The 19,107-nt window shown below is 48.1% G+C and carries 9 protein-coding genes, 7 pseudogenes and 1 other annotated feature; of the genes and pseudogenes, 8 read left to right on the top strand and 8 right to left on the bottom strand.

What is annotated here, in order from left to right; all coding sequences use genetic code 11:
• Positions 1-28 precede the first annotated feature (28 nt).
• The 4 genes and pseudogenes from ltrA to HGD79_RS26785 all read left to right on the top strand — a co-directional run.
• Positions 29-1,438, top strand: a pseudogene (ltrA, locus tag HGD79_RS25820) (group II intron reverse transcriptase/maturase).
• A 201-nt stretch (positions 1,439-1,639) separates the two neighbouring features.
• A complete protein-coding gene (locus HGD79_RS25815; RefSeq protein WP_000957857.1) occupies positions 1,640-1,828 on the top strand; it encodes a hypothetical protein in 189 nt (62 codons plus the stop codon).
• Positions 1,829-1,837: 9 nt separating this feature from the next.
• Complete coding sequence (locus HGD79_RS25810; RefSeq protein ID WP_000948429.1) at positions 1,838-3,037, top strand: IS91 family transposase; 1,200 nt, start codon at positions 1,838-1,840, stop codon at positions 3,035-3,037.
• Positions 3,038-3,206: 169 nt separating this feature from the next.
• Positions 3,207-3,308 (top strand): annotated as a pseudogene (locus tag HGD79_RS26785) (resolvase); the annotation flags it as partial.
• A gap of 46 nt (positions 3,309-3,354) precedes the next feature.
• Here the strand turns inward: HGD79_RS26785 and def are convergent.
• Positions 3,355-3,746, bottom strand: a pseudogene (def, locus tag HGD79_RS25805) (peptide deformylase); the annotation flags it as partial.
• A 108-nt stretch (positions 3,747-3,854) separates the two neighbouring features.
• Positions 3,855-7,988: a temperature-sensitive protease autotransporter hemagglutinin Tsh/Hbp gene (gene tsh / locus HGD79_RS25800; protein ID WP_063085579.1), complete on the bottom strand. Its 4,134-nt coding sequence runs from the start codon at positions 7,986-7,988 to the stop codon at positions 3,855-3,857.
• Positions 7,989-8,158: 170 nt separating this feature from the next.
• Here tsh and HGD79_RS26410 point away from each other — a divergent pair.
• Positions 8,159-8,350, top strand: a pseudogene (locus HGD79_RS26410) (IS91 family transposase); the annotation flags it as partial.
• On the opposite strand, the pseudogene HGD79_RS27005 reads toward HGD79_RS26410, so the two are convergent.
• A pseudogene (locus HGD79_RS27005) lies at positions 8,321-8,533 on the bottom strand (helix-turn-helix transcriptional regulator); the annotation flags it as partial. The pseudogenes HGD79_RS26410 and HGD79_RS27005 sit on opposite strands and share 30 nt — an antisense overlap.
• A gap of 95 nt (positions 8,534-8,628) precedes the next feature.
• Here HGD79_RS27005 and HGD79_RS25790 point away from each other — a divergent pair.
• Together HGD79_RS25790 and HGD79_RS25785 are read left to right on the top strand one after the other, a co-directional pair.
• Positions 8,629-8,886: pseudogene (locus tag HGD79_RS25790) on the top strand (IS3 family transposase); the annotation flags it as partial.
• A gap of 67 nt (positions 8,887-8,953) precedes the next feature.
• On the top strand, positions 8,954-10,105 hold the full coding sequence (locus HGD79_RS25785) for an IS30-like element IS30 family transposase (RefSeq protein ID WP_001254932.1): 1,152 nt from the start codon (positions 8,954-8,956) through the stop codon (positions 10,103-10,105).
• A 7-nt stretch (positions 10,106-10,112) separates the two neighbouring features.
• Here HGD79_RS25785 and HGD79_RS25780 read toward each other — a convergent pair.
• Positions 10,113-10,420 (bottom strand): annotated as a pseudogene (locus HGD79_RS25780) (transposase); the annotation flags it as partial.
• Positions 10,421-10,729: 309 nt separating this feature from the next.
• Entirely contained in the window at positions 10,730-14,632 is a 3,903-nt protein-coding gene (locus HGD79_RS25775; RefSeq protein WP_168848549.1) for an autotransporter outer membrane beta-barrel domain-containing protein, read from the bottom strand.
• A 626-nt stretch (positions 14,633-15,258) separates the two neighbouring features.
• Here HGD79_RS25775 and HGD79_RS25770 point away from each other — a divergent pair.
• A protein-coding gene (locus tag HGD79_RS25770) for an IS3 family transposase (protein ID WP_168848548.1) occupies positions 15,259-16,472 on the top strand; the annotation gives its coding sequence in 2 pieces (ribosomal slippage) (positions 15,259-15,550 and positions 15,550-16,472; 1,215 coding nt in all).
• Positions 15,540-15,656: a sequence feature (AL1L pseudoknot), on the top strand. Its footprint overlaps the gene before it by 117 nt.
• Before the next feature lie 276 nt (positions 16,473-16,748).
• Here the strand turns inward: HGD79_RS25770 and HGD79_RS25765 are convergent.
• The 3 genes from HGD79_RS25765 to repA all read right to left on the bottom strand — a co-directional run bounded on the left by HGD79_RS25765 (position 16,749) and on the right by repA (position 19,107).
• A complete protein-coding gene (locus HGD79_RS25765; protein WP_000222766.1) occupies positions 16,749-17,036 on the bottom strand; it encodes a type II toxin-antitoxin system RelE/ParE family toxin in 288 nt (95 codons plus the stop codon).
• Positions 17,033-17,284, bottom strand: coding sequence for a type II toxin-antitoxin system Phd/YefM family antitoxin (locus HGD79_RS25760; protein ID WP_001132900.1), 252 nt, complete (start codon positions 17,282-17,284; stop codon positions 17,033-17,035). Before HGD79_RS25760 ends, HGD79_RS25765 begins: the two co-directional genes overlap by 4 nt.
• Positions 17,285-18,249: 965 nt before the next feature.
• On the bottom strand, positions 18,250-19,107 hold the full coding sequence (gene repA / locus HGD79_RS25755; protein ID WP_042634321.1) for an incFII family plasmid replication initiator RepA: 858 nt from the start codon (positions 19,105-19,107) through the stop codon (positions 18,250-18,252).

The following is a 19,107-nucleotide window of genomic DNA, read 5'->3' as shown; positions in this document are numbered from 1 at the left end:
GGCGAACAATCCGCAAGGAGCGGAGTCAGTGGAGCGAAGGAGCGGGGCCAAGGGAAACGCGGAACAGCCACACATGCGCCGGACGCAGAGCCGGGAAAGTATGTCACAGAGGCTGTCACGCGTGCGGGAAGCTGCGAAGCAGCGGAAGAAAGAACGGTTTACCGCATTGTTCCACCTCCTGACAGCAGAGGCACTGGAGAACGCATTCCTCTCCCTGAGCAGGAAAGCGGCTGCCGGAGTTGATGGTGTCAGGTGGAAGGACTACGCCGAAAACCTGAAGGTCAACATAGCAGATCTGCACCGGAGGCTTCATCAGGGCAGTTACAGGGCTCAGGCCGGCAGGCGGCACTACATCCCGAAAGCGGATGGAAAACAGCGCCCGCTCGGCATCGCCTCACTGGAGGACAAAATCGTCCAGTATGCGCTGGTTAAGATCCTGAATGCAGTCTACGAAAATGATTTTATGGGGTTTTCATACGGGTTTAGACCCGGGTGAAGCCAGCACAATGCGCTGGACGCACTAGCCACAGCGCTGGTTCGGACCAATGTAAACTGGGTACTGGATGCCGATATCAGTCAGTTCTTCGACAAGGTAAGCCATGAATGGCTAATCAGGTTCATAGAACACAGAATCGGCGACCAGTGGGTAATCAGGCTCATACGAAAGTGGCTCACAGCCGGGACCTCAGAGGAAGGAGAATGGCGGGCATCGGAGGAAGGCACCCCACAGGGTGCGGTTATCTCGCCGCTGCTGGCAAACATCTACCTCCACTATGTCTTCGATCTGTGGGCGCATCAGTGGCGACGCCGCCATGCAACAGGCAATGTGGTCATGGTCAGATACGCAGATGACATAGTCATCGGGTTCGACAAGCGAATCGACGCTCAACGCTTTCGTATAGCCATGCAGCGCAGACTCAAGGAGTTCGGACTCACGGTACATCCGAAGAAAACCCGACTGATGGAGTTCGGGCGCTTCGCAGCCGAAAACCGCGCCAGCAGGGGAAAAGGTAAACCAGAAACGTTCAACTTCCTCGGGTTCACGCATATCAGTGGGAAAGATCGTAGTGGCAGGTTCATGCTGATACGAAAGACACGCCGGGATAGGATGACGGCGACACTGAAAGCGATCAAGGACGGACTACGAAAGCGCTGGCATTAGTCAATCCCCGAACAGGGAAAATGGCTCAGGAGAGTGGTTCAGGGATACCTGAACTACCACTCAGTCCCGGGCAACTATCCCATGATGCGGAAGTTCAGGATATACGTAACAGACCTCTGGCTGCGGGCGCTGAGGCGCAGGAGGCAGCAGGATGATACGACATGGACGAAAGCAAACAGACTGGCAGCCGTATGGCTGCCGAAGGTTCGGGTTCTGCATCCATGGCCTGTGGAGCGGTTCACCGCCAGACACCCAAGGCAGGAGCCCGGTGCGTGAATAGCGCACGCCGGGAACTGTGCGGGGGTACCCGGTAACGGGTATCCCTACCGCAACATTATTTTGCGGAGGCCGTTTTTTTGAACCACGGCAGCCTGGCGGCTGCAAATTGAAAACCGCCCCGGTTCGTCCTGTTGTTGCCGCACGCCCCGCAGAATATGTATGCTCTGAGGACCTGTTTTATTAAGGACTCATCCCCTTATGTTGACCCGCAAAAGTATCGATACAGTTCTGCTCTCTGTTGGTGCTGAGAAGCTCTCACAACGAGAATGGGACTGGATGAAAATGCTCAAACCCATGGACCCACCACCTGCGATGGTGACGACCTCCATCCTGAAGCGCCGTGGCGATACAGCAGCCCTTACCCTGCTACAGGATACCGGGGTTTAATCCATCCTCATGTTGTCCGGTTTTACTCCCCGCCCTCTGAAACGTCTGTTCACAGCCAACCAGTGCTGGACGTCCTTCCTGGATGCGGGCGGTCTGCGCGATATCGAGGTTGAAGCCGTCACCAAAATGCTGGCCTGCGGCACACGGATACTGGGTGTAAAAGAGTTCGGGTGTGATAACCCGGACTGTCAGCACGTAAAGTACCTGACCAACTCATGCGGCAGCCGTGCCTGCCCGTCCTGCGGAAAGAAGGCCACAGACCTGTGGACAGCAACACAGCTGAATCGTCTTCCTGACTGCGACTGGGTACATCTGGTCTTCACCCTGCCGGACACGCTGTGGCCGGTGTTCGAAAGCAACCGCTGGCTGCTGAATGACGTGTGCCGTCTGGCGGTGGAGAATCTGCTGTATGCCGCCCGAAAACGGGGGCTGGAACCCGGTATCTTCTGCGCCATCCACACGTATGGCCGTCGTCTCAACTGGCATCCGCATGTACATGTGTCTGTAACCTGTGGAGGTCTGAATAAGCATGGTCAGTGGAAAAAGCTGAGCTTCCTGAAAGACGCGATGCGTTCACGGTGGATGTGGAATATGCGGCAGCTGCTTCTGAAAGCGTGGTCAGAGGGGATGGCAATGCCGGAGTCGTTGTCACATATCACGACGGAATCACAGTGGAGAAGCCTGGTGCTGAAATCCGGCGGAAAATACTGGCATGTGTACATGTCGAAGAAGACAGCCGGAGGGCGGAATACGGCACGCTACCTGGGTCGTTATCTGAAGAAGCCACCAATAGCGGCTTCCCGACTGGCTCATTACAACGGAGGGGCAAGCCTGAGCTTCCGTTACCTGGACCACAAAACGGGAGAAACGGCGACGGAAACGCTGACACAGCGTGAGCTGGTCGCGAGGCTGAAACAGCACATCCCGGAGAAGTTTTTTAAGATGGTGAGGTACTTCGGGTTCCTTGCCAACCGTGTGTGTGGAGAGAAGCTGCCGCAGGTGTACCGTGCACTGGGGATGGATAAACCGGAACCAGTGGCGAAAGTGTGCTATGCACAAATGGTGAAACAGTTCCTGAGTCGTGACCCGTTCGAATGCGTGCTGTGTGGCTGCCGGATGGTATACCGCCGGGCCATTGCGGGGCTGAATGTATCAGGGCTGAAGAAAAACGCGCGGGATATCAGTCTACTGAGGTATATGCCGGCCTGACACAGGCTAAGTGTGCCCGGGAATCGGTGAAAGTATAAAAAACAGCCTGTTACGGTATAAAAATCGACCATAGAGAGAGGGAAACCACCGGAGTGGTGGGAAAAGCAGAAAGGCTCACGTGGCATAAGGCGTGGACAATGGTATCGACTGGTTTTTCAATTTCCTATACGTCAAGAAACTGCGCATCCGTGAAACGGCAGAGGTGACAGGCTATAGTACTTCCCAAGTTTGTCGCATTCAGGCGCTCTATAAAGAGGTTAAACCTGATTAAAAAATAGCCTTAACGTACAATATTTTCCGTTTCCCAAACGGAGCCCAATACAGATGGCTAACAGACCGTCTGCTTCCAGTTCAAATGGTTTACCGTCGCGGTCCAGGGCGCGAATTTTAACTTTCTCTGCGCGTGGCACTAAAGCTCGTTGTTCAGGGATTGACAGGCAACCTTCTTCAATGCCTGTTTCGCCGCTTTTTTCTAAAAGCTCCGGATTGATTAACACCAGCCGTTCGTCACGGTTTTCCGAAACATCAATTACAATGATACGTTGATGGATATCAACCTGGGTTGCCGCCAGGCCAATACTTTTTCTGCGTACATCGTCTCGAACATATCATCGACGATACGCTGAATTTCTGCATTCACTTCTTCTACCGGTTTAGCAACTTTGCGAAGCCGCTCGTCCGGAATATGTAACACTTGCAAAACTGACATAAATCTCCAGAGATGTGTTCAGGAGTTAGAAAGATTATTTCTTCTACTGTACCGTAATCAGATAATCGCAGCAAAGGGACAAAGCAATAGTCCCTTTGCTGCACAGCATCAGAATGAATAACGAATATTAGCGTTTATCGCATCATCTGTGTTGTATTTACCAAATGCAGAGCGTTCAACTTCCAGCCCCAGACGCGTATTGTCGCCAAACCGGGCATTTAACCCCACACCGTAAAGCATACGACTGTCTTTTCTGCCATTAATCTGATGTTCTCCCGCTGCATCCTTCAGATGAACATCAGCACTGTCCGTCAGATCGAACTCATAATGCAGGCCGGCACGGGCTGTCAGACTCCAGTCCTTACCACTGAAGGTTTTACCGGAAACAACGCCGGTTCTGCCTACCAGAGGATTAACGCTGTTACGACGCATTGAGACATCCATTCCACTGTCGTTCCAGTTAAATGTTTGGCCCTGCAGTCTTCCCCAGACCAGTTCCGCCTGAGGTTCAACAAACGTCGTATCTGTCAGATGATAACGGTATCCGACTTCTGCACCTGCATACAGTGAATGGCTGCGGAAGTTCTGTTTACCAGCTCCGGCAAAGTTCAGGTCATATTTGTTTTCATTGTGAATATATTTGGCAATCACATCAAAGTAAGCGCCGGACCGGAACAGACCACTGGCATAGAAACCACCACCCCATGATTTTGTTTTACCGCTGTACAGGTCTGCTGACGCATCTGTGTCAGTGTAGGTGGCCATCACGCCGGTAAACAGGTCCATACTTCCCAGTTCGTGCTTACGGTCAGCCCCCATCTGCAGCAGGGTATAGTGGTCAGTGAAACCGCCATCAGCAGAGCCGGAACCGTTCAGCAGACGCACCCACGTACCGGCTTCGCCATTAATATCCCTCAAATCGCCCATGCGTTTGTTCAGGTTGTTAACTTCAGTGATGAAGTTGTTATAGCTGATGTGCATGAATGTGGCGGCAGCCTTACCCTGGCCGTCGTTACGTGCAACCTGGTAACCATCGAGGACCCACTCTTTTTTCCCGTCCTCTTTTCTGACACTAAGGATGGGGGTGACATCACTGAATCCCACAACCCGTGTTGATGCCCTGAACAGATTATCAGCTGTCGCTTCAGGTGCGCTGACCAGTGGAATATCAAGCGTGTCCTTGTTAGAAGGTTTTTTCAGGAAGTTAACCCAGATGCTGTTGTCATGACCTGTTGCCGACTTGTTTATCACCAGTTTGTCTGCCTTGTTAAGGTCTGTACGCATGACAAATGCTGACTGAACCGCGTCCAGATTATCTGTTGTCAGTGTCGTGAACGGTGATGTTCCCCCGTTAAAACCGACTATTGTCCGGTTAAGTTTCATATTTCCTGCCGTGGAGTTTCCGTTCATCGACCACTTGGTGTCTGTCATGCTGACGGTGGCATCCGGTGCATTCAGGCTCCCGCTCCAGATATTGCGGTACCCGTTAAACAGGCTGTACAACATCTGATTCTGAAGAGTCAGGTCAGGACTCAGTTCCCCTTCCCCTCCGAGGGTGACAGTCCCTTTATCCTGAACATTGATATTACCTGACAACATACTGTACGGCCCCACGTTCAGGCGGGCATCGTCTCCCTTCAGGTTCCATGAACCGGCATAATCGTATACAGGTAAAAGTGTGTGAGATACCTCATCAGGACGGCTGTTCAGACTCAGGGTGGCATCAGAAATATTCACTGGACCGTCAGAAACAAAACTCTGACTGGCCAGAGCATTTGCTCCCTTGTTCAGATTCAGGGCGGTACTGGTCAGTGTTGAGTTCCCCAGAACGGCACTGTCTGAGGAGATATTCACGGTACTGTTGTTCGCCTGTATTCCGCCATTGAATATATCATTGATATTCAGCACTGACTGATTATCCAGGTTGACGGTGCCGTTGAAGACACTTTTATCTGCATCTTTAGTTGCAACAGATGTGCCTTCTTCAAGGGTAAAGGCTGTTCCCTGGCCATCGTTTTTGTCGATAAATACCCGGCTGTCGCCCAGCGTGACGCTGGAGTTATCTGCCTGGATGGTTGTGTTCAGTGTGGCATTGCGACCAAGACCAAAATCAGTGTTCTTCAGTGACAGCCTGTCAAAGGTAAAACTGCGGTTCTCCCAGTCCTCCTGACTGAATGACGTAGGCTGAGTCAGAACCGAATGGTCTCCACTGGCAGCCAGTTTGTCAGCCACAGACTGAGTATTGTATGCATGGATAACCGGATGCCCCTGCAGCGTCAGACGCCCGTTTTCCTGGGTGAATGTACCGGAGATATCCGCAGCTCCGTCCATCACCAGAGCACCGGTAACGCCTTCAGGCAGGCGATTGTCCACATTCAGATTGCCTTTCAGTTGTCCGTGAAACAGATACCCTGCAGTATTGAAACGGTCAGCTACCAGTTTCTGTGCATCCCCCTGACTGTGCCCCACAAACTCCCAGGTGGCGTTGCTGCTCTGGTCCGTGGGGAAATAACCATAGGTGCTCTGCTTCAGGATGAAGTAATCCGTCGTATTTGTGTACGGGTTATTGTATTTATATAAATTTCCGGCAGTTCCTTTACCTGATTCCGACCAGCCATTCAGTGCTACTTTGTCAGCCCGCAGGGCATAGTCCAGCGTGATAGTGGCCCGTTTATCAACGTTATTCGCCAGCACGGCACCATAATCTGCCGCCTTCAACTGATGAAACGTCAGACTGTTACCATTAACATCCAGTGTGCCCCCACGATATCCCCATGAGACGGTATCCGGATTTACCTGCCGCTCATCAGTCAGTACCACGGTCGGCCGGCCACTGGCAATATTAACACTGCTGAACGCCTGCACCTGTCCTTTATTGTCCGCCTGCTGGTTCAGTACAACCTTTCCGTCCCCGACCTTCAGGCCACCTTCATTAATACCTGTACCCTGTACCGTCAGCGTACCTTCACCAATTTTATGCAGGTTATCGCCCTTAACACCATTAACCTGCCAGTTTACGGACACCCCGTTGTCCACAACAATACCGGCACCGGTCCAGGTACTTCCGTTAGAGGTTGTTACTGTGTAATTATCACGGAACGTCAGGGAACCCGCCCCCTGAGAAACCGAATCCTTAAGGTTAATCTGACCATTCTGCCCCTGAAATATCAGGTTCTTACCAGCATTCAGGTCATTTCCCTGCTGCCCGTGCATGGCATATGTGGTGGTTCCCTGTGTCAGCGCACCAGCTCCGGTACTGCTGTTAAAGCTCCACTCCAGTGCACCACCTTCCGATGTTCTGAACGTGACCGGGGCATCATTGTCTTCATTAAATTTCTGCCCGATAAAATCCAGTGGAATAACAGCCCAGTTATTTCCCCTGCCCCCCGCGCCATTCCCCGCAGTAAGAACACCGACCAGCACCCATTTATTCTGAACAGTATCAAAAGCAAATAAAGGCGAACCGCTGTCACCGGCCTCGCCATAAATGGGCATTGCACCATTAAGTTTGTAATCAAAAACCAGACCTGAACTGGTGCTAATCATTTCTCCATTCTGATAGGATGACAGGCTACCGACAGTCCCGCCGGTCAGCCAGGAATATGCACCTCCCATTTTTGTCAGCTGTCCGTTACTGTCCTTAATATACTGAGTACCAGACCCCAGACGATAAAAAACAGGATAGCGCTCCTTATCCAGATATGCGCCAGCCACTGCCCCCTGCGCCGTCACCGCAGTAGGGGCAACCTCTGTCACCAGTTTACCCAGCCGGGGGGCATGAAAATCCAGTGACGGCGCATTATTCCGGTCCACGATATTGTAACGGTTTTCACCATCACCAAAGCTAACGTTTGTATATCCCCCGTTATGTTTCACGCTGGCGATATACTGCGGGTTTATCAGTGTCGCCACACCGATTTCCGAATCCACAGCACTGAAATCAGGCATAGCTGCCTTATCCAGCGTACCGACAAATTCTCCCTGCTTATTATAAATAGCGATATTCGTTGCCCCCGGGCGGAACATCCCCTTATTTTCAGCAAAATCACGAAATAACTGATACCCGAGTTCATTATTGACCGTTCCCGCAAGACTTCCTGCAGAGAATAGTACCGGGATCAGTAATAAAACCGGGAAACACAGACGTCTGACAGACTTATGAACACATTTCCTAGCAAACTCAGATACGGCAATAAAGCCCCGGGCCACAGCGCTGTAGCGAAGAGAATAAATTCTGTTCATTTTTAATTACTCCTGAGAAAAATAAAATCAGTACTACTCAGGCATAACGGATAATCACCATCATCCTGAGGAATCCCCAGAAAAAGGAGACAGGCATAGCGTGATGTGAACTACTGATTCTTTCACAAATTCAGGGAGAGCACCGTTATGCCTGCACATAAAGTATGCCAGAACCGGTGGCGAATGTGTGCTATGCACAAATGGTGAAACAGTTCCTGAGTCGTGACCCGCTCGAATGCGTGCTGTGTGGCGGTCGGATGGTATACCGGCGTGCCATAGCGGGGCTGAATGTGGACGGGCTGAAGAAAAACGCGCGGGATATCAGTCTGATAAGGATTACTTTCCAGCCGGCTGATGGCTGACGGGCGTAATCCCATTCGTTCGGCCAGCGCAGACTTTGTTAACCCCGCTTTTTCTCTCATTTCGTATAACATTTCTACCATCTCCAGTTCTTTGTCAGCATCTTCATACCCTTTAACAGCTTCTGGAGTATTAAGCAGTTTTTGCTTTACCTGGCTGAACGGAACACTTTTTACTTTCGTCATTTCATCTCCTTCAGGCGCATCCTTGAAGTGGTTTACTGAATTTGGCCACCTGAACAGAGGTGATATGCTCACCTCAGAACAACACAGGTGCTCCAATGAAAAAAAGAAATTTCAGCGCAGAGTTTAAACGCGAATCCGCTCAACTGGTTGTTGACCAGAACTACACGGTGGCAGATGCCGCCAAAGCTATGGATGTTGGCCTTTCCACAATGACAAGATGGGTCAAACAACTGCGTGATGAGCGTCAGGGCAAAACACCAAAAGCCTCTCCGATAACACCAGAACAAATCGAAATACGTGAGCTGAGGAAAAAGCTACAACGCATTGAAATGGAGAATGAAATATTAAAAAAGGCTACTGTAGATTCAATTGGTCAACGCAACAGTTATGTGAAAACATGGGGTTGCGGAGGTTTTTTGAATGAGACGAACATTTACAGCAGAGGAAAAAGCCTCTGTTTTTGAACTATGGAAGAACGGAACAGGCTTCAGTGAAATAGCGAATATCCTGGGTTCAAAACCCGGAACGATCTTCACTATGTTAAGGGATACTGGCGGCATAAAACCCCATGAGCGTAAGCGGGCTGTAGCTCACCTGACACTGTCTGAGCGCGAGGAGATACGAGCTGGTTTGTCAGCCAAAATGAGCATTCGTGCGATAGCTACTGCGCTGAATCGCAGTCCTTCGACGATCTCACGTGAAGTTCAGCGTAATCGGGGCAGACGCTATTACAAAGCTGTTGATGCTAATAACCGAGCCAACAGAATGGCGAAAAGGCCAAAACCGTGCTTACTGGATCAAAATTTACCATTGCGAAAGCTTGTTCTGGAAAAGCTGGAGATGAAATGGTCTCCAGAGCAAATATCAGGATGGTTAAGGCGAACAAAACCACGTCAAAAAACGCTGCGAATATCACCTGAGACAATTTATAAAACGCTGTACTTTCGTAGCCGTGAAGCGCTACACCACCTGAATATACAGCATCTGCGACGGTCGCATAGCCTTCGCCATGGCAGGCGTCATACCCGCAAAGGCGAAAGAGGTACGATTAACATAGTGAACGGAACACCAATTCACGAACGTTCCCGAAATATCGATAACAGACGCTCTCTGGGACATTGGGAGGGCGATTTAGTCTCAGGTACAAAAAACTCTCATATAGCCACACTTGTAGACCGAAAATCACGTTATACGATCATCCTTAGACTCAGGGGCAAAGATTCTGTCTCAGTAAATCAGGCTCTTACCGACAAATTCCTGAGTTTACCGTCAGAACTCAGAAAATCACTGACATGGGACAGAGGAATGGAACTGGCCAGACATCTGGAATTTACTGTCAGCACCGGCGTTAAAGTTTACTTCTGCGATCCTCAGAGTCCTTGGCAGCGGGGAACAAATGAGAACACAAATGGGCTAATTCGGCAGTACTTTCCTAAAAAGACATGTCTTGCCCAATATACTCAACATGAACTAGATCTGGTTGCTGCTCAGCTAAACAACAGACCGAGAAAGACACTGAAGTTCAAAACACCGAAAGAGATAATTGAAAGGGGTGTTGCATTGACAGATTGAATCTACAGTAGCCTTTTTTAATATCGTATTTTGTTCCTCCAGACGGCGAACTTGCTTTTCCAGCTCGCGGATACGTTGCTGGTCTGGAGTAATGGGTGTGGCAGAGGGCGTAATACCATGGCGCTCTCGCCTGAGCTGGCGTACCCAGCTCTCAAGCGTGGTTGAACCGACATTCATCGCTTCACTGGCCTGTCGATATGAGTAGCCCTTATCAACAATCAGCTGTGCACATTCCAGCCTGAACTCAGGGGTGAAGGTTCGTTTGGTTTTCTTGTTCATTAAGTCACCTGTTTTGTGTTGTGGTGAGAATATCACCTTTCATCAGGTGGCCAAATTTAGTGTGCCACTACAGTGCCACACATGACGGGGGAATGTAACCTTCGCTATCTTACTGAAGATGTGCCATTTGTGGGAACCGGCGATCAATCCTGTATGCAGGATTTGTATCACAGTTCCGGATGAGAGGAAGACTTATGTGGCCGTAAAAAAGCCGACATTACTGCCAGCTTTAGTCATCGCAGTTAAGTAAACCAGTCGACTGACATCCCTGAAATGTCTCTCAGACATATCAGGGCGGCAGGTTCTGAGCGTAAAGGGCCCGCAGGCCCTTTTGAATACGGAGTATCAGAACGAGTAACGGAAGTTAGCGTTGACAGCATTATCAACGTTGTACTTACCAAAGGCGGATTTCTCAAACTCCAGTCCAAAGCGGACGTTGTCCCTGATTTCTGCATTCAGGCCAACGGACATCAGCATACGGCTGTCCTTTTCACCTTTGATGCGTTTTTCACCAGATGCGTCCCGTAATACGGTTTCGCCGTTAGCCAGCAGGTCGAACTGGTAGCCCAGACCGGCACGGGCTGTCACTTTCCAGTCCTTACCAGAGAAGGATTTACCCACATCCACACCGGTACGACCAATCAGCGGATTGTAGTCTTTGTCCTTCATGGAAAGATGCATCCCCTGGTCCTTCCATGCAAACTGTTTACCGGATACAGCACCGTAAACCAGCTCAGCCTGTGGCTCAATCCAGGTATCCTCAGTGACATGATAGCGGTAGCCTGCTTCAGCACCGGCATACCATGAATGCGTACTATAATCACGGGTTCCGAGTCCGGCAAAGGTTGCCGTGTACTCATTATCATGGTGAACATACTTACCAATCAGGTCGATATAGGCACCGGAATCAAACATGGCGGATGCATACAGGCCTGCCCCCACAGACTTCGTTTTACCGCTGAAAACATCGGCGGAGGCACTGCTGTCAGTGTGTGTGACAGTAAAACCGGTAAACAAATCCAGTCCATCCAGCTCATGTTTTTTGTCGACACCGACCTGAACATGTGTGTAGTTGTCACTGAAACCACCACCGGCAGAGCCGGTTCCGCTCATGATGCGTGCCCATGCGCCAGCTTCACCATTGATGTCACGCAGGTCACCCATACGTTTATTCAGATTGTTCACTTCGCTTAAAAACGCTTTATAGCTACCGGACATCAGGGATGTGGCTTTTTTAGTGGCATCATTATTGGCAACAGTCTTATAGCCAGTCAGGGTCCAGGTTGTTTTATTCTCTGCATCACGTTGCTCAATTACAGGGGTTACATCACTGAAACCGATACTCTGTGTACTCGCCTTAAAAGTGTTTTTATCTGTACCACCAGGAGTACTGACCAGGTCAATATTCAGTTTCTTGTTGTCACCATTCTTCTGCAGGAAATTAACCAGAAGGATATTATCCTGACCTTCTACTTTACTATTTACAACTAACTTATCTGAGTTAGTCATATCAGTTCGCATGACAAATGCTGATTTATTTGCAGTAAGTTCATCAACGGTCAGAGTGCTAAACGTTTTATTGTTTTCACCAGTAAATAAAGTCATGCTTCCATTGTAACTTACTTTTTTCAGTGATGAATTGCCTGTTACTTTCCACAATGCATCATTCATGGATAGAGTTGATTTTGAGGCGTTAATTTTTCCTTCCAGTGAGGTGTCAAATCCATTCAATAATGATATGGCAAATGATGAGTAAGCAGGAGTGTTCTTACTTTCAGCATTGATTTCCCTACCAAGCGAGATATTTGCCGCTTTATCAGAATAAATATCAGCAATTACAGATGCCTGGTTTCTGGCTGTGAATTGAGCGCCATCTTCAGTCAGTCTGTAGCCACCGATACCTAAATAAATAGATGGCGACCAGGTGGTTGTATTTAGATCGGGTTTACCGGTCAGGTTCATCTGTCCCGCAATCAGTGATTCTTTACTGGTGAACAGGCCACCCTGAGCATTTATTAAACCACCTTTCTCGATAGTCAGAGTTGTATTATTCATTGAACTGGATTTAGTCAGGGTGACATTTGCTTTATCACCAATCCTGATACTACCATCAGTAGAGTAAATCCCTCCGCTAAAACCGGAATCACCCGCAGATACGCCTTTTTTAATATTCTGGCTAAAGCTGAATCCATTCCCGGTAATATTCTCACCAGCGAGAGTGTCAATATATACATCATTCTTGCTTCCAAAATAGATATCAGAGCCTGATGAGATAATATCTCCTTTCAGAAAAGAGTTACGAGAGGTTGTAAAAACCGAATTATCCAGAATCATGGTTCTGAATGAGAACTGGCGATCTTCCCAGTCTGGTTGTTCAAATGATGCTGACTGGTTATTTGCTTTATACGCAACCCCATTTTTTAATGCATCATTTTTTTCAAGATTGGATAAGTGGGCGGTTGTTGTAACCGGACATAAAAAAGATGGTAAACCACATGCCTGATTTTTTACAACAGTATGGGATGTGGCATGTCCCTGCATCACAACCTGCGCATTTTTAATATGTATGTCATTATTTATATTTATATCTCCGTCAAGAATGAGTAGTGAATCACTCTTCTTACCTGTATGTTCATGGCGTATCTGAATATTATTACTGATATTCCCATGGTAAAGATAGTCGGATGTACTGGATAAAGATAAGGTGGCTGTTTTTTCTGATGTGTTTGTTATTGTAGCACCATTGTCGGTTGCAGCTATTTTTTTAAAGAATTGATCGTATCCATTCAGGTCCAGCACTCCTCCATTTTTAGAAAAGTAGAGCCCACTGAACTCATTTTCATTATTTAATGCATTGTTTTTATCGATAACGACCGTTGCTTTTCCGCTGGTTATATAAATGTTATCAAATGATTTTTCAGCCTGCAAAACAACTTTGCCGTCACCGATCTTTAAATTCCCATCCTGCATTGCTTTTATATTAAGTGTGCCCTCACCTATTTTGTGGAGATCATTACCTTTAATTCCTTTTACATTCCAGTTAACAACAGAGCTATTTCCGGTGTTAATACCAGCACCTTTGTATGAGTAATTATTTCCGTTTATTTCATATACACTGGAATCATCAAAAATAAGCCCTCCAGAACCTGTATGCAAATCCTGTTCAAGATTTATAGTTCCACCACCGTTAAAAGATAAATCCATTTGCACAGTCTTATTATTCTTGAGCTGGTTAACAACTTTAATACTGTCAGATGAGGAGTTGATAGTTATATTGTCATTTTTTATGACTGCGCTTTTACCTGACAGGTTTATCTGTTGAGTAAAATAATCTTTCAACTTGTTTACCAGAGACTGGTCATATTTGTTGAATGCAGAACGGATCTGCCCATTGCTGTAATGATATTCACCAAATAATGTACCAAGAATAACCCATTTATTCTTTTCATTATCGTATACAAAAAGAGAAGACCCACTGTCACCACCAGTAGTTCTGTTTTTAAATTCATCAAAAAGATTATTGGTGGTGATGCGTTCTCCTTCCCAGCCATCAATCAGTACAAAAGAACCATTTCTGATATCCGGTGCGTAGCTGACATTTTGATTATTTGTTAATTTTCCATTTTTCTCAAAAATGAGGCTGCCCGCTCCAGCTCTGAATCCTATTAGTTGTTTTTTGCCTTTATACATAACCCCGTATTTTTCAAGAGCTTCACTTTGTGACAAATTAATGTCCGCGCTTTCTATATCTCCAATGCCTTCAACAATAAATTTGTTAACTCGAGTTACTGCAAAGTCACCTTTACTCATTCTGTCTATATATGAATAGTTTGTTTGTCCAAATCCCTGGGTTGATATAGAGTGATGAGATATATTATTGTGGGTTGCAGTAACAGTATATGAACCACCAATTGCAGTAGTTGACCCCTTATTCGATACAGATGAAAAATCAGGGAATGGTACATCTGGTAATTCAAGGGTAGAGCCATCTTTTTTCAGAATAGTGATGTTTTTTGCTCCTGGTTTGAATGCTCCTTTATTTTGTGCAAAATCGAAGAAATCCTGCGAATAAAAATTTGTAAGGTCCATTTGAGATGCAACTGAGGGGGTTATTACACCAATCAGGGATAATGAAATAATAGGAAATGGTTTTTTTCTGGATCCTGTCGTTATTCTGCGCGTTAATTCAGATACTGCGATTAATCCTCCGGTAATATGACTGTATTTAAGAGAATATACTTTATTCATATAAGCTCCAGTATGTTAGGAAAAGTATTATTGTTGTTAATCTGTTAGAGGGGTGTCTCTAACATTTTTATGATTGTAACTATTTTTCAGACAAATGTTTAGCATTTGGTGAGTTTGTTATGATGCAGATAACAAAAACATCATGTTCATTATGGATTCTTCAGCGGGAACTCAGCAAAAAAAAGGAGGAGCGGTAGTTTTTTATCATGTTTTTTATTTTTTAAAGTATGCCTGGTACCGGGAAGGATAAAGCATACAGATGCGATATTGATTAATATTTCTTATTAATTCAGGGGGGAGTATTCTGATGCCTTTGTGTGGGATAGTTCTCATGTTGTATGCCAAAAGTGTTTTGTAGATGGCATGCAGTAGAAGTTCCCTGGCGATGTTTTATCGTTCAATCCGGAACTCTGCTGTAATGTCAGGACAACATCATAGTAGCCAGATATAACAGTTGAAAGGCAATGGATGGATTGTGATGCCACAACGAACGCTTTGCGGATTCTGTTTCCTCCAGGGAAATATGGTGCCTATGGCAACGTTAGCTCACAAAGTTTGTCAATGTCACGATCTGAACCGCCCCGGAAATCCTGGAGACTAAACTTCCTGAGAAAGAGGTAAACAGGATGACTAAAAATACTCGTTTTTCCCCCGAAGTCCGTCAACGGGCAGTTCGTATGGTTCTGGAAAGTCAGGGCGAATATCACTCACAATGGGCGGCAATTTGTTCCATTGCTCCAAAGATTGGCTGTACGCCAGAGACTCTGCGTGTCTGGGTTCGCCAGCATGAGCGGGATACCGGGGGCGGTGATGGTGGACTCACCACCGCTGAACGTCAGCGTCTGAAAGAGCTGGAACGTGAAAATCGTGAACTGCGCCGCAGTAACGATATCCTTCGCCAGGCTTCCGCTTATTTTGCGAAGGCGGAGTTCGACCGCCTCTGGAAAAAATAATGCCACTGCTGGATAAGCTGCGTGAGCAGTACGGGGTCGGACCGGTATGCAGTGAACTGCATATTGCCCCGTCAACGTATTACCACTGTCAGCAACAGCGACATCATCCGGATAAACGCAGTGCCCGTGCGCAGCGCGATGACTGGCTGAAGAAAGAGATACAGCGCGTATACGATGAAAATCACAAGGTATACGGTGTGCGTAAAGTCTGGCGTCAGTTGTTACGGGAAGGTATCAGAGTGGCCAGATGCACTGTGGCACGTCTCATGGCGGTTATGGGACTTGCCGGTGTTCTCCGTGGTAAAAAGGTCCGTACGACCATCAGCCGGAAAGCCGTTGTCGCAGGCGACCGCGTAAACCGTCAGTTCGTGGCAGAACGTCCTGACCAGTTGTGGGTGGCTGATTCTACTTACGTCAGCACATGGCAGGGGGTCGTCTATGTGGCGTTCATCATTGATGTGTTTGCCGGATATATCGTGGGATGGCGGGTCTCATCGTCCATGGAAACGACATTGGTGCTGGATGCACTTGAGCAGGCGTTGTGGGCCCGCCGTCCGTCTGGCACCATCCATCACAGCGATAAAGGCTCTCAGTATGTATCGCTGGCCTACACGCAGCGGCTTAAGGAAGCCGGATTACTGGCATCAACAGGGAGCACAGGCGACTCGTATGACAACGCGATGGCTGAGAGCATCAATGGTCTTTACAAAGCGGAGGTAATACACCGTAAGAGCTGGAAAAACCGTGCAGAAGTGGAACTGGCCACACTCACGTGGGTGGACTGGTATAACAATCGACGATTGCTGGGAAGGCTGGGCCATACTCCTCCGGCAGAAGCAGAAAAAGCTCATTATGCTTCCATCGGAAACAATGATCTGGCAGCCTGAGTTCACAGATAAAACACTCTCCAGGAAAATCGGGGCGGTTCACTGACCCCTAGCCTCACCAACTATGAGTTGAGTCTGTGCCGTCACGAGTATTGTCATAAAACATGTCTCTCCGTTCCAGTTTGTCTGATGATATAAATCCCCCGGGACTCATCCCGGCAGGTAAAATCATACTCTCAACAAAACTTTTCTTCTCCTGCCTCAGGCGAGTAGACTGGTCCACAGAGAAAATAACAATTCTGAGAGTTATCTGCGGGAAAGGCTATTTATATGTTACTATCTCATTCTCTCACTGGCGAGATTATAAACGTTACTACGTTCTCGTTTTCCTACCGCAACAACCGCAATAATTAACATATCGTCAATCACCTGATAAACCAGACGAAATCCCGATGCACGTAGTTTAATTTTGTAGCAATCCTTTAGCCCTCTTAGTTTTGCTGACGGTATATGAGGATTTTCGCTGCATTTTTTTAGTTTTTTCACAAACTGTTGTTGAATGGTCTTATCCAGTTTCAGCCATTCCTTGAGCGCATCATCCCTGAATTTTACCGTATAAGTCATAAATAACTGTCTAGGTCCACATCATGCAGTGGCTGATTGCTGCGTTCAGTAACCAGTTTCACCAGTTCCTGGTCATCCAGAGCATCAAGCATCCTTTCATACAGTTCAGCAGGCACACAGTAGAATGCCGGCTGATTCCGGTTAAGAATGGCGACAGGGTAACCATCTCCGGCACTGACTGTAGCCATAGGATTTTTTTTCAGTTCACTGACACTTGCACTGGTGTCAGACAGAATGATGTTAGGCATAACGCACCTTTGAGACTGTTTAACAAGTCTTAACGATATCCCTGAAACGACCACTTAACAAGTCTTTATTACTCACACTTTTGCAAATGCATTAAATGCTGTTTGTATTATTCTGATGCCGCGTCAGCGGCATGGAAGGCGGTACTCCGTTGTTGCATATGATACCGGAGTAAAACCGCCGAAGCCCGGCGTAAGCCGGTACGGATTGATAGATATCACCTTACCCATCCTCAGTCCTGCTAAGCCATATCCGCTTTCAGCCACAACAGAGCTTCTGTGCGCGGTCGGAGTGGTCCCGACGAGGGTTTACCCGAAGTCGGGGCGTATCTCCGCGTTAGCGGGCCGTCAGGGCCGCTTACGAGCGTGTACTCAATACTTCCAGCGAGAAGACTGACAGCGATGACGACTATTAGTTACAACATTCATAATTAAAAGCGATGTTGTTCCCGCCCTTTGGGCGGGGGCGGCGGCGCTTTTCAGTTATGAAGGAGGGCTTTGTGGTTTCGATTCTGCGCAGGACCGGGGTTTTTCAGGAGGTTGTTTTTGTGTGTTGTAACTAAAGTGGTTCTGGTCGGGGCCCGCCGCTTGCGGTGGGAGGTGCATATCTGTCTGTCCACAGGACAGGCAGTGAATAGGTTCTCTTTTTAAATGAATGTAATTAAGTAGTTTAAAGGAGATATAAACAGGTGTTTAAAAGATACATTGCACCCTGTAAGGCTGCCGACTGGCGCTTTATGACATGAACGGTTGTAATCTTATGGGGAAGTCCCTTGCAGTTATATGTGGATAAGCAAAATTCCCCGTCAGTGAGGCGTATTTTGTATCGAAAACAGGGGGGACCGGATGCACCTGAAGGTGGATGATGAGGTTGTTTTTTGTATGTGGCGCTGTTTTTTTGTGCACTGGCGGGCTTCAGACGTGCGGATGCCTCCGGCGCAGGCCGGATTATTCTGAGGAGGTCACTTTCAGGGGGAAGCGGTGGCCAGCCGGCTGTAATTGCGGTTACGTGACAGAATCATGCGCTCCTTCACACGACGCTCCACTTCACGTTTTACCGCCTCACGACTGGCAGTGAAGCGCCCTTCCGAGATTTCACGCGTCAGCTGCCGTTTCACCAGGGTGACGATATCCTGACGTTCCCTGTTCGCATCACGATGCGCACGGGCACGTTTTATTCCACGGGACTTAAGTTCTGTCTGGTAACTGCGGAAACGCTCACGCACAAAACGCCAGGCTTTCGCTATCAGCTCATCCATACCCAGGGTATCCAGCCCCTGCTTTTTGCGCTGTTTGTTTTCCCATTCAACACGACTGCGGCGCGCAGCTGCCACTGCATCCTCAGACACATCAAGGGCAGCAAACAGAGCCAGTGTGAACGTGATGTCGGTCGGAATGTAGCACCCGATAAGCGGGTCATATTCCGTCTGGTAGGTAATCAGTCCCAGCTCTGACAGGAACGTCAGGGCACGGGTGGCACGGGTAATGGAGAGTTTTCCGGCAGCAGACTCCGTCGCCAGTCCGCACTCAATGGCCAGCGTGGTGATGGAGCACTGGACGCGGTTGGCCAGCGGGTCATAGTGGAAACACAGCCCCTGCAGGAGCGCATCAATAGCCCGTCGACGCAGCACCGGTGGCATGCGCCGACGCAAACCACGGGAACGGGCATGCGCCACATGAATAGCGAAATCAAAACGGGAGGTGAAGCCCACCGCCTTTTCCATCAGTTTTTCGCAGAACTTCAGCGTTCCGGCACCTTTACGGGGTGTAAATACCGGATTCGGGTTCTTTACCTGGCGGTAATACGTTTGTTGAAGATCAGTCAC

This window comes from Escherichia sp. SCLE84, assembly GCF_012584495.1.
Taxonomy (GTDB): Bacteria; Pseudomonadota; Gammaproteobacteria; order Enterobacterales; family Enterobacteriaceae; genus ECMA0423.
This window is presented reverse-complemented; position numbering and strand designations above follow the sequence as displayed.

What these genes read in the sequence shown, in the direction of transcription:
- HGD79_RS25815 (WP_000957857.1), top strand. Translation starts at nt 1,640, where the DNA reads ATGTTGACCCGCAAAAGTATCGATACAGTTCTGCTCTCTGTTGGTGCT.
- HGD79_RS25810 (WP_000948429.1), top strand. Translation starts at nt 1,838, where the DNA reads ATGTTGTCCGGTTTTACTCCCCGCCCTCTGAAACGTCTGTTCACAGCC.
- tsh (WP_063085579.1), bottom strand. Translation starts at nt 7,988, where the DNA reads ATGAACAGAATTTATTCTCTTCGCTACAGCGCTGTGGCCCGGGGCTTT.
- HGD79_RS25785 (WP_001254932.1), top strand. Translation starts at nt 8,954, where the DNA reads ATGAGACGAACATTTACAGCAGAGGAAAAAGCCTCTGTTTTTGAACTA.
- HGD79_RS25775 (WP_168848549.1), bottom strand. Translation starts at nt 14,632, where the DNA reads ATGAATAAAGTATATTCTCTTAAATACAGTCATATTACCGGAGGATTA.
- HGD79_RS25765 (WP_000222766.1), bottom strand. Translation starts at nt 17,036, where the DNA reads ATGACTTATACGGTAAAATTCAGGGATGATGCGCTCAAGGAATGGCTG.
- HGD79_RS25760 (WP_001132900.1), bottom strand. Translation starts at nt 17,284, where the DNA reads ATGCCTAACATCATTCTGTCTGACACCAGTGCAAGTGTCAGTGAACTG.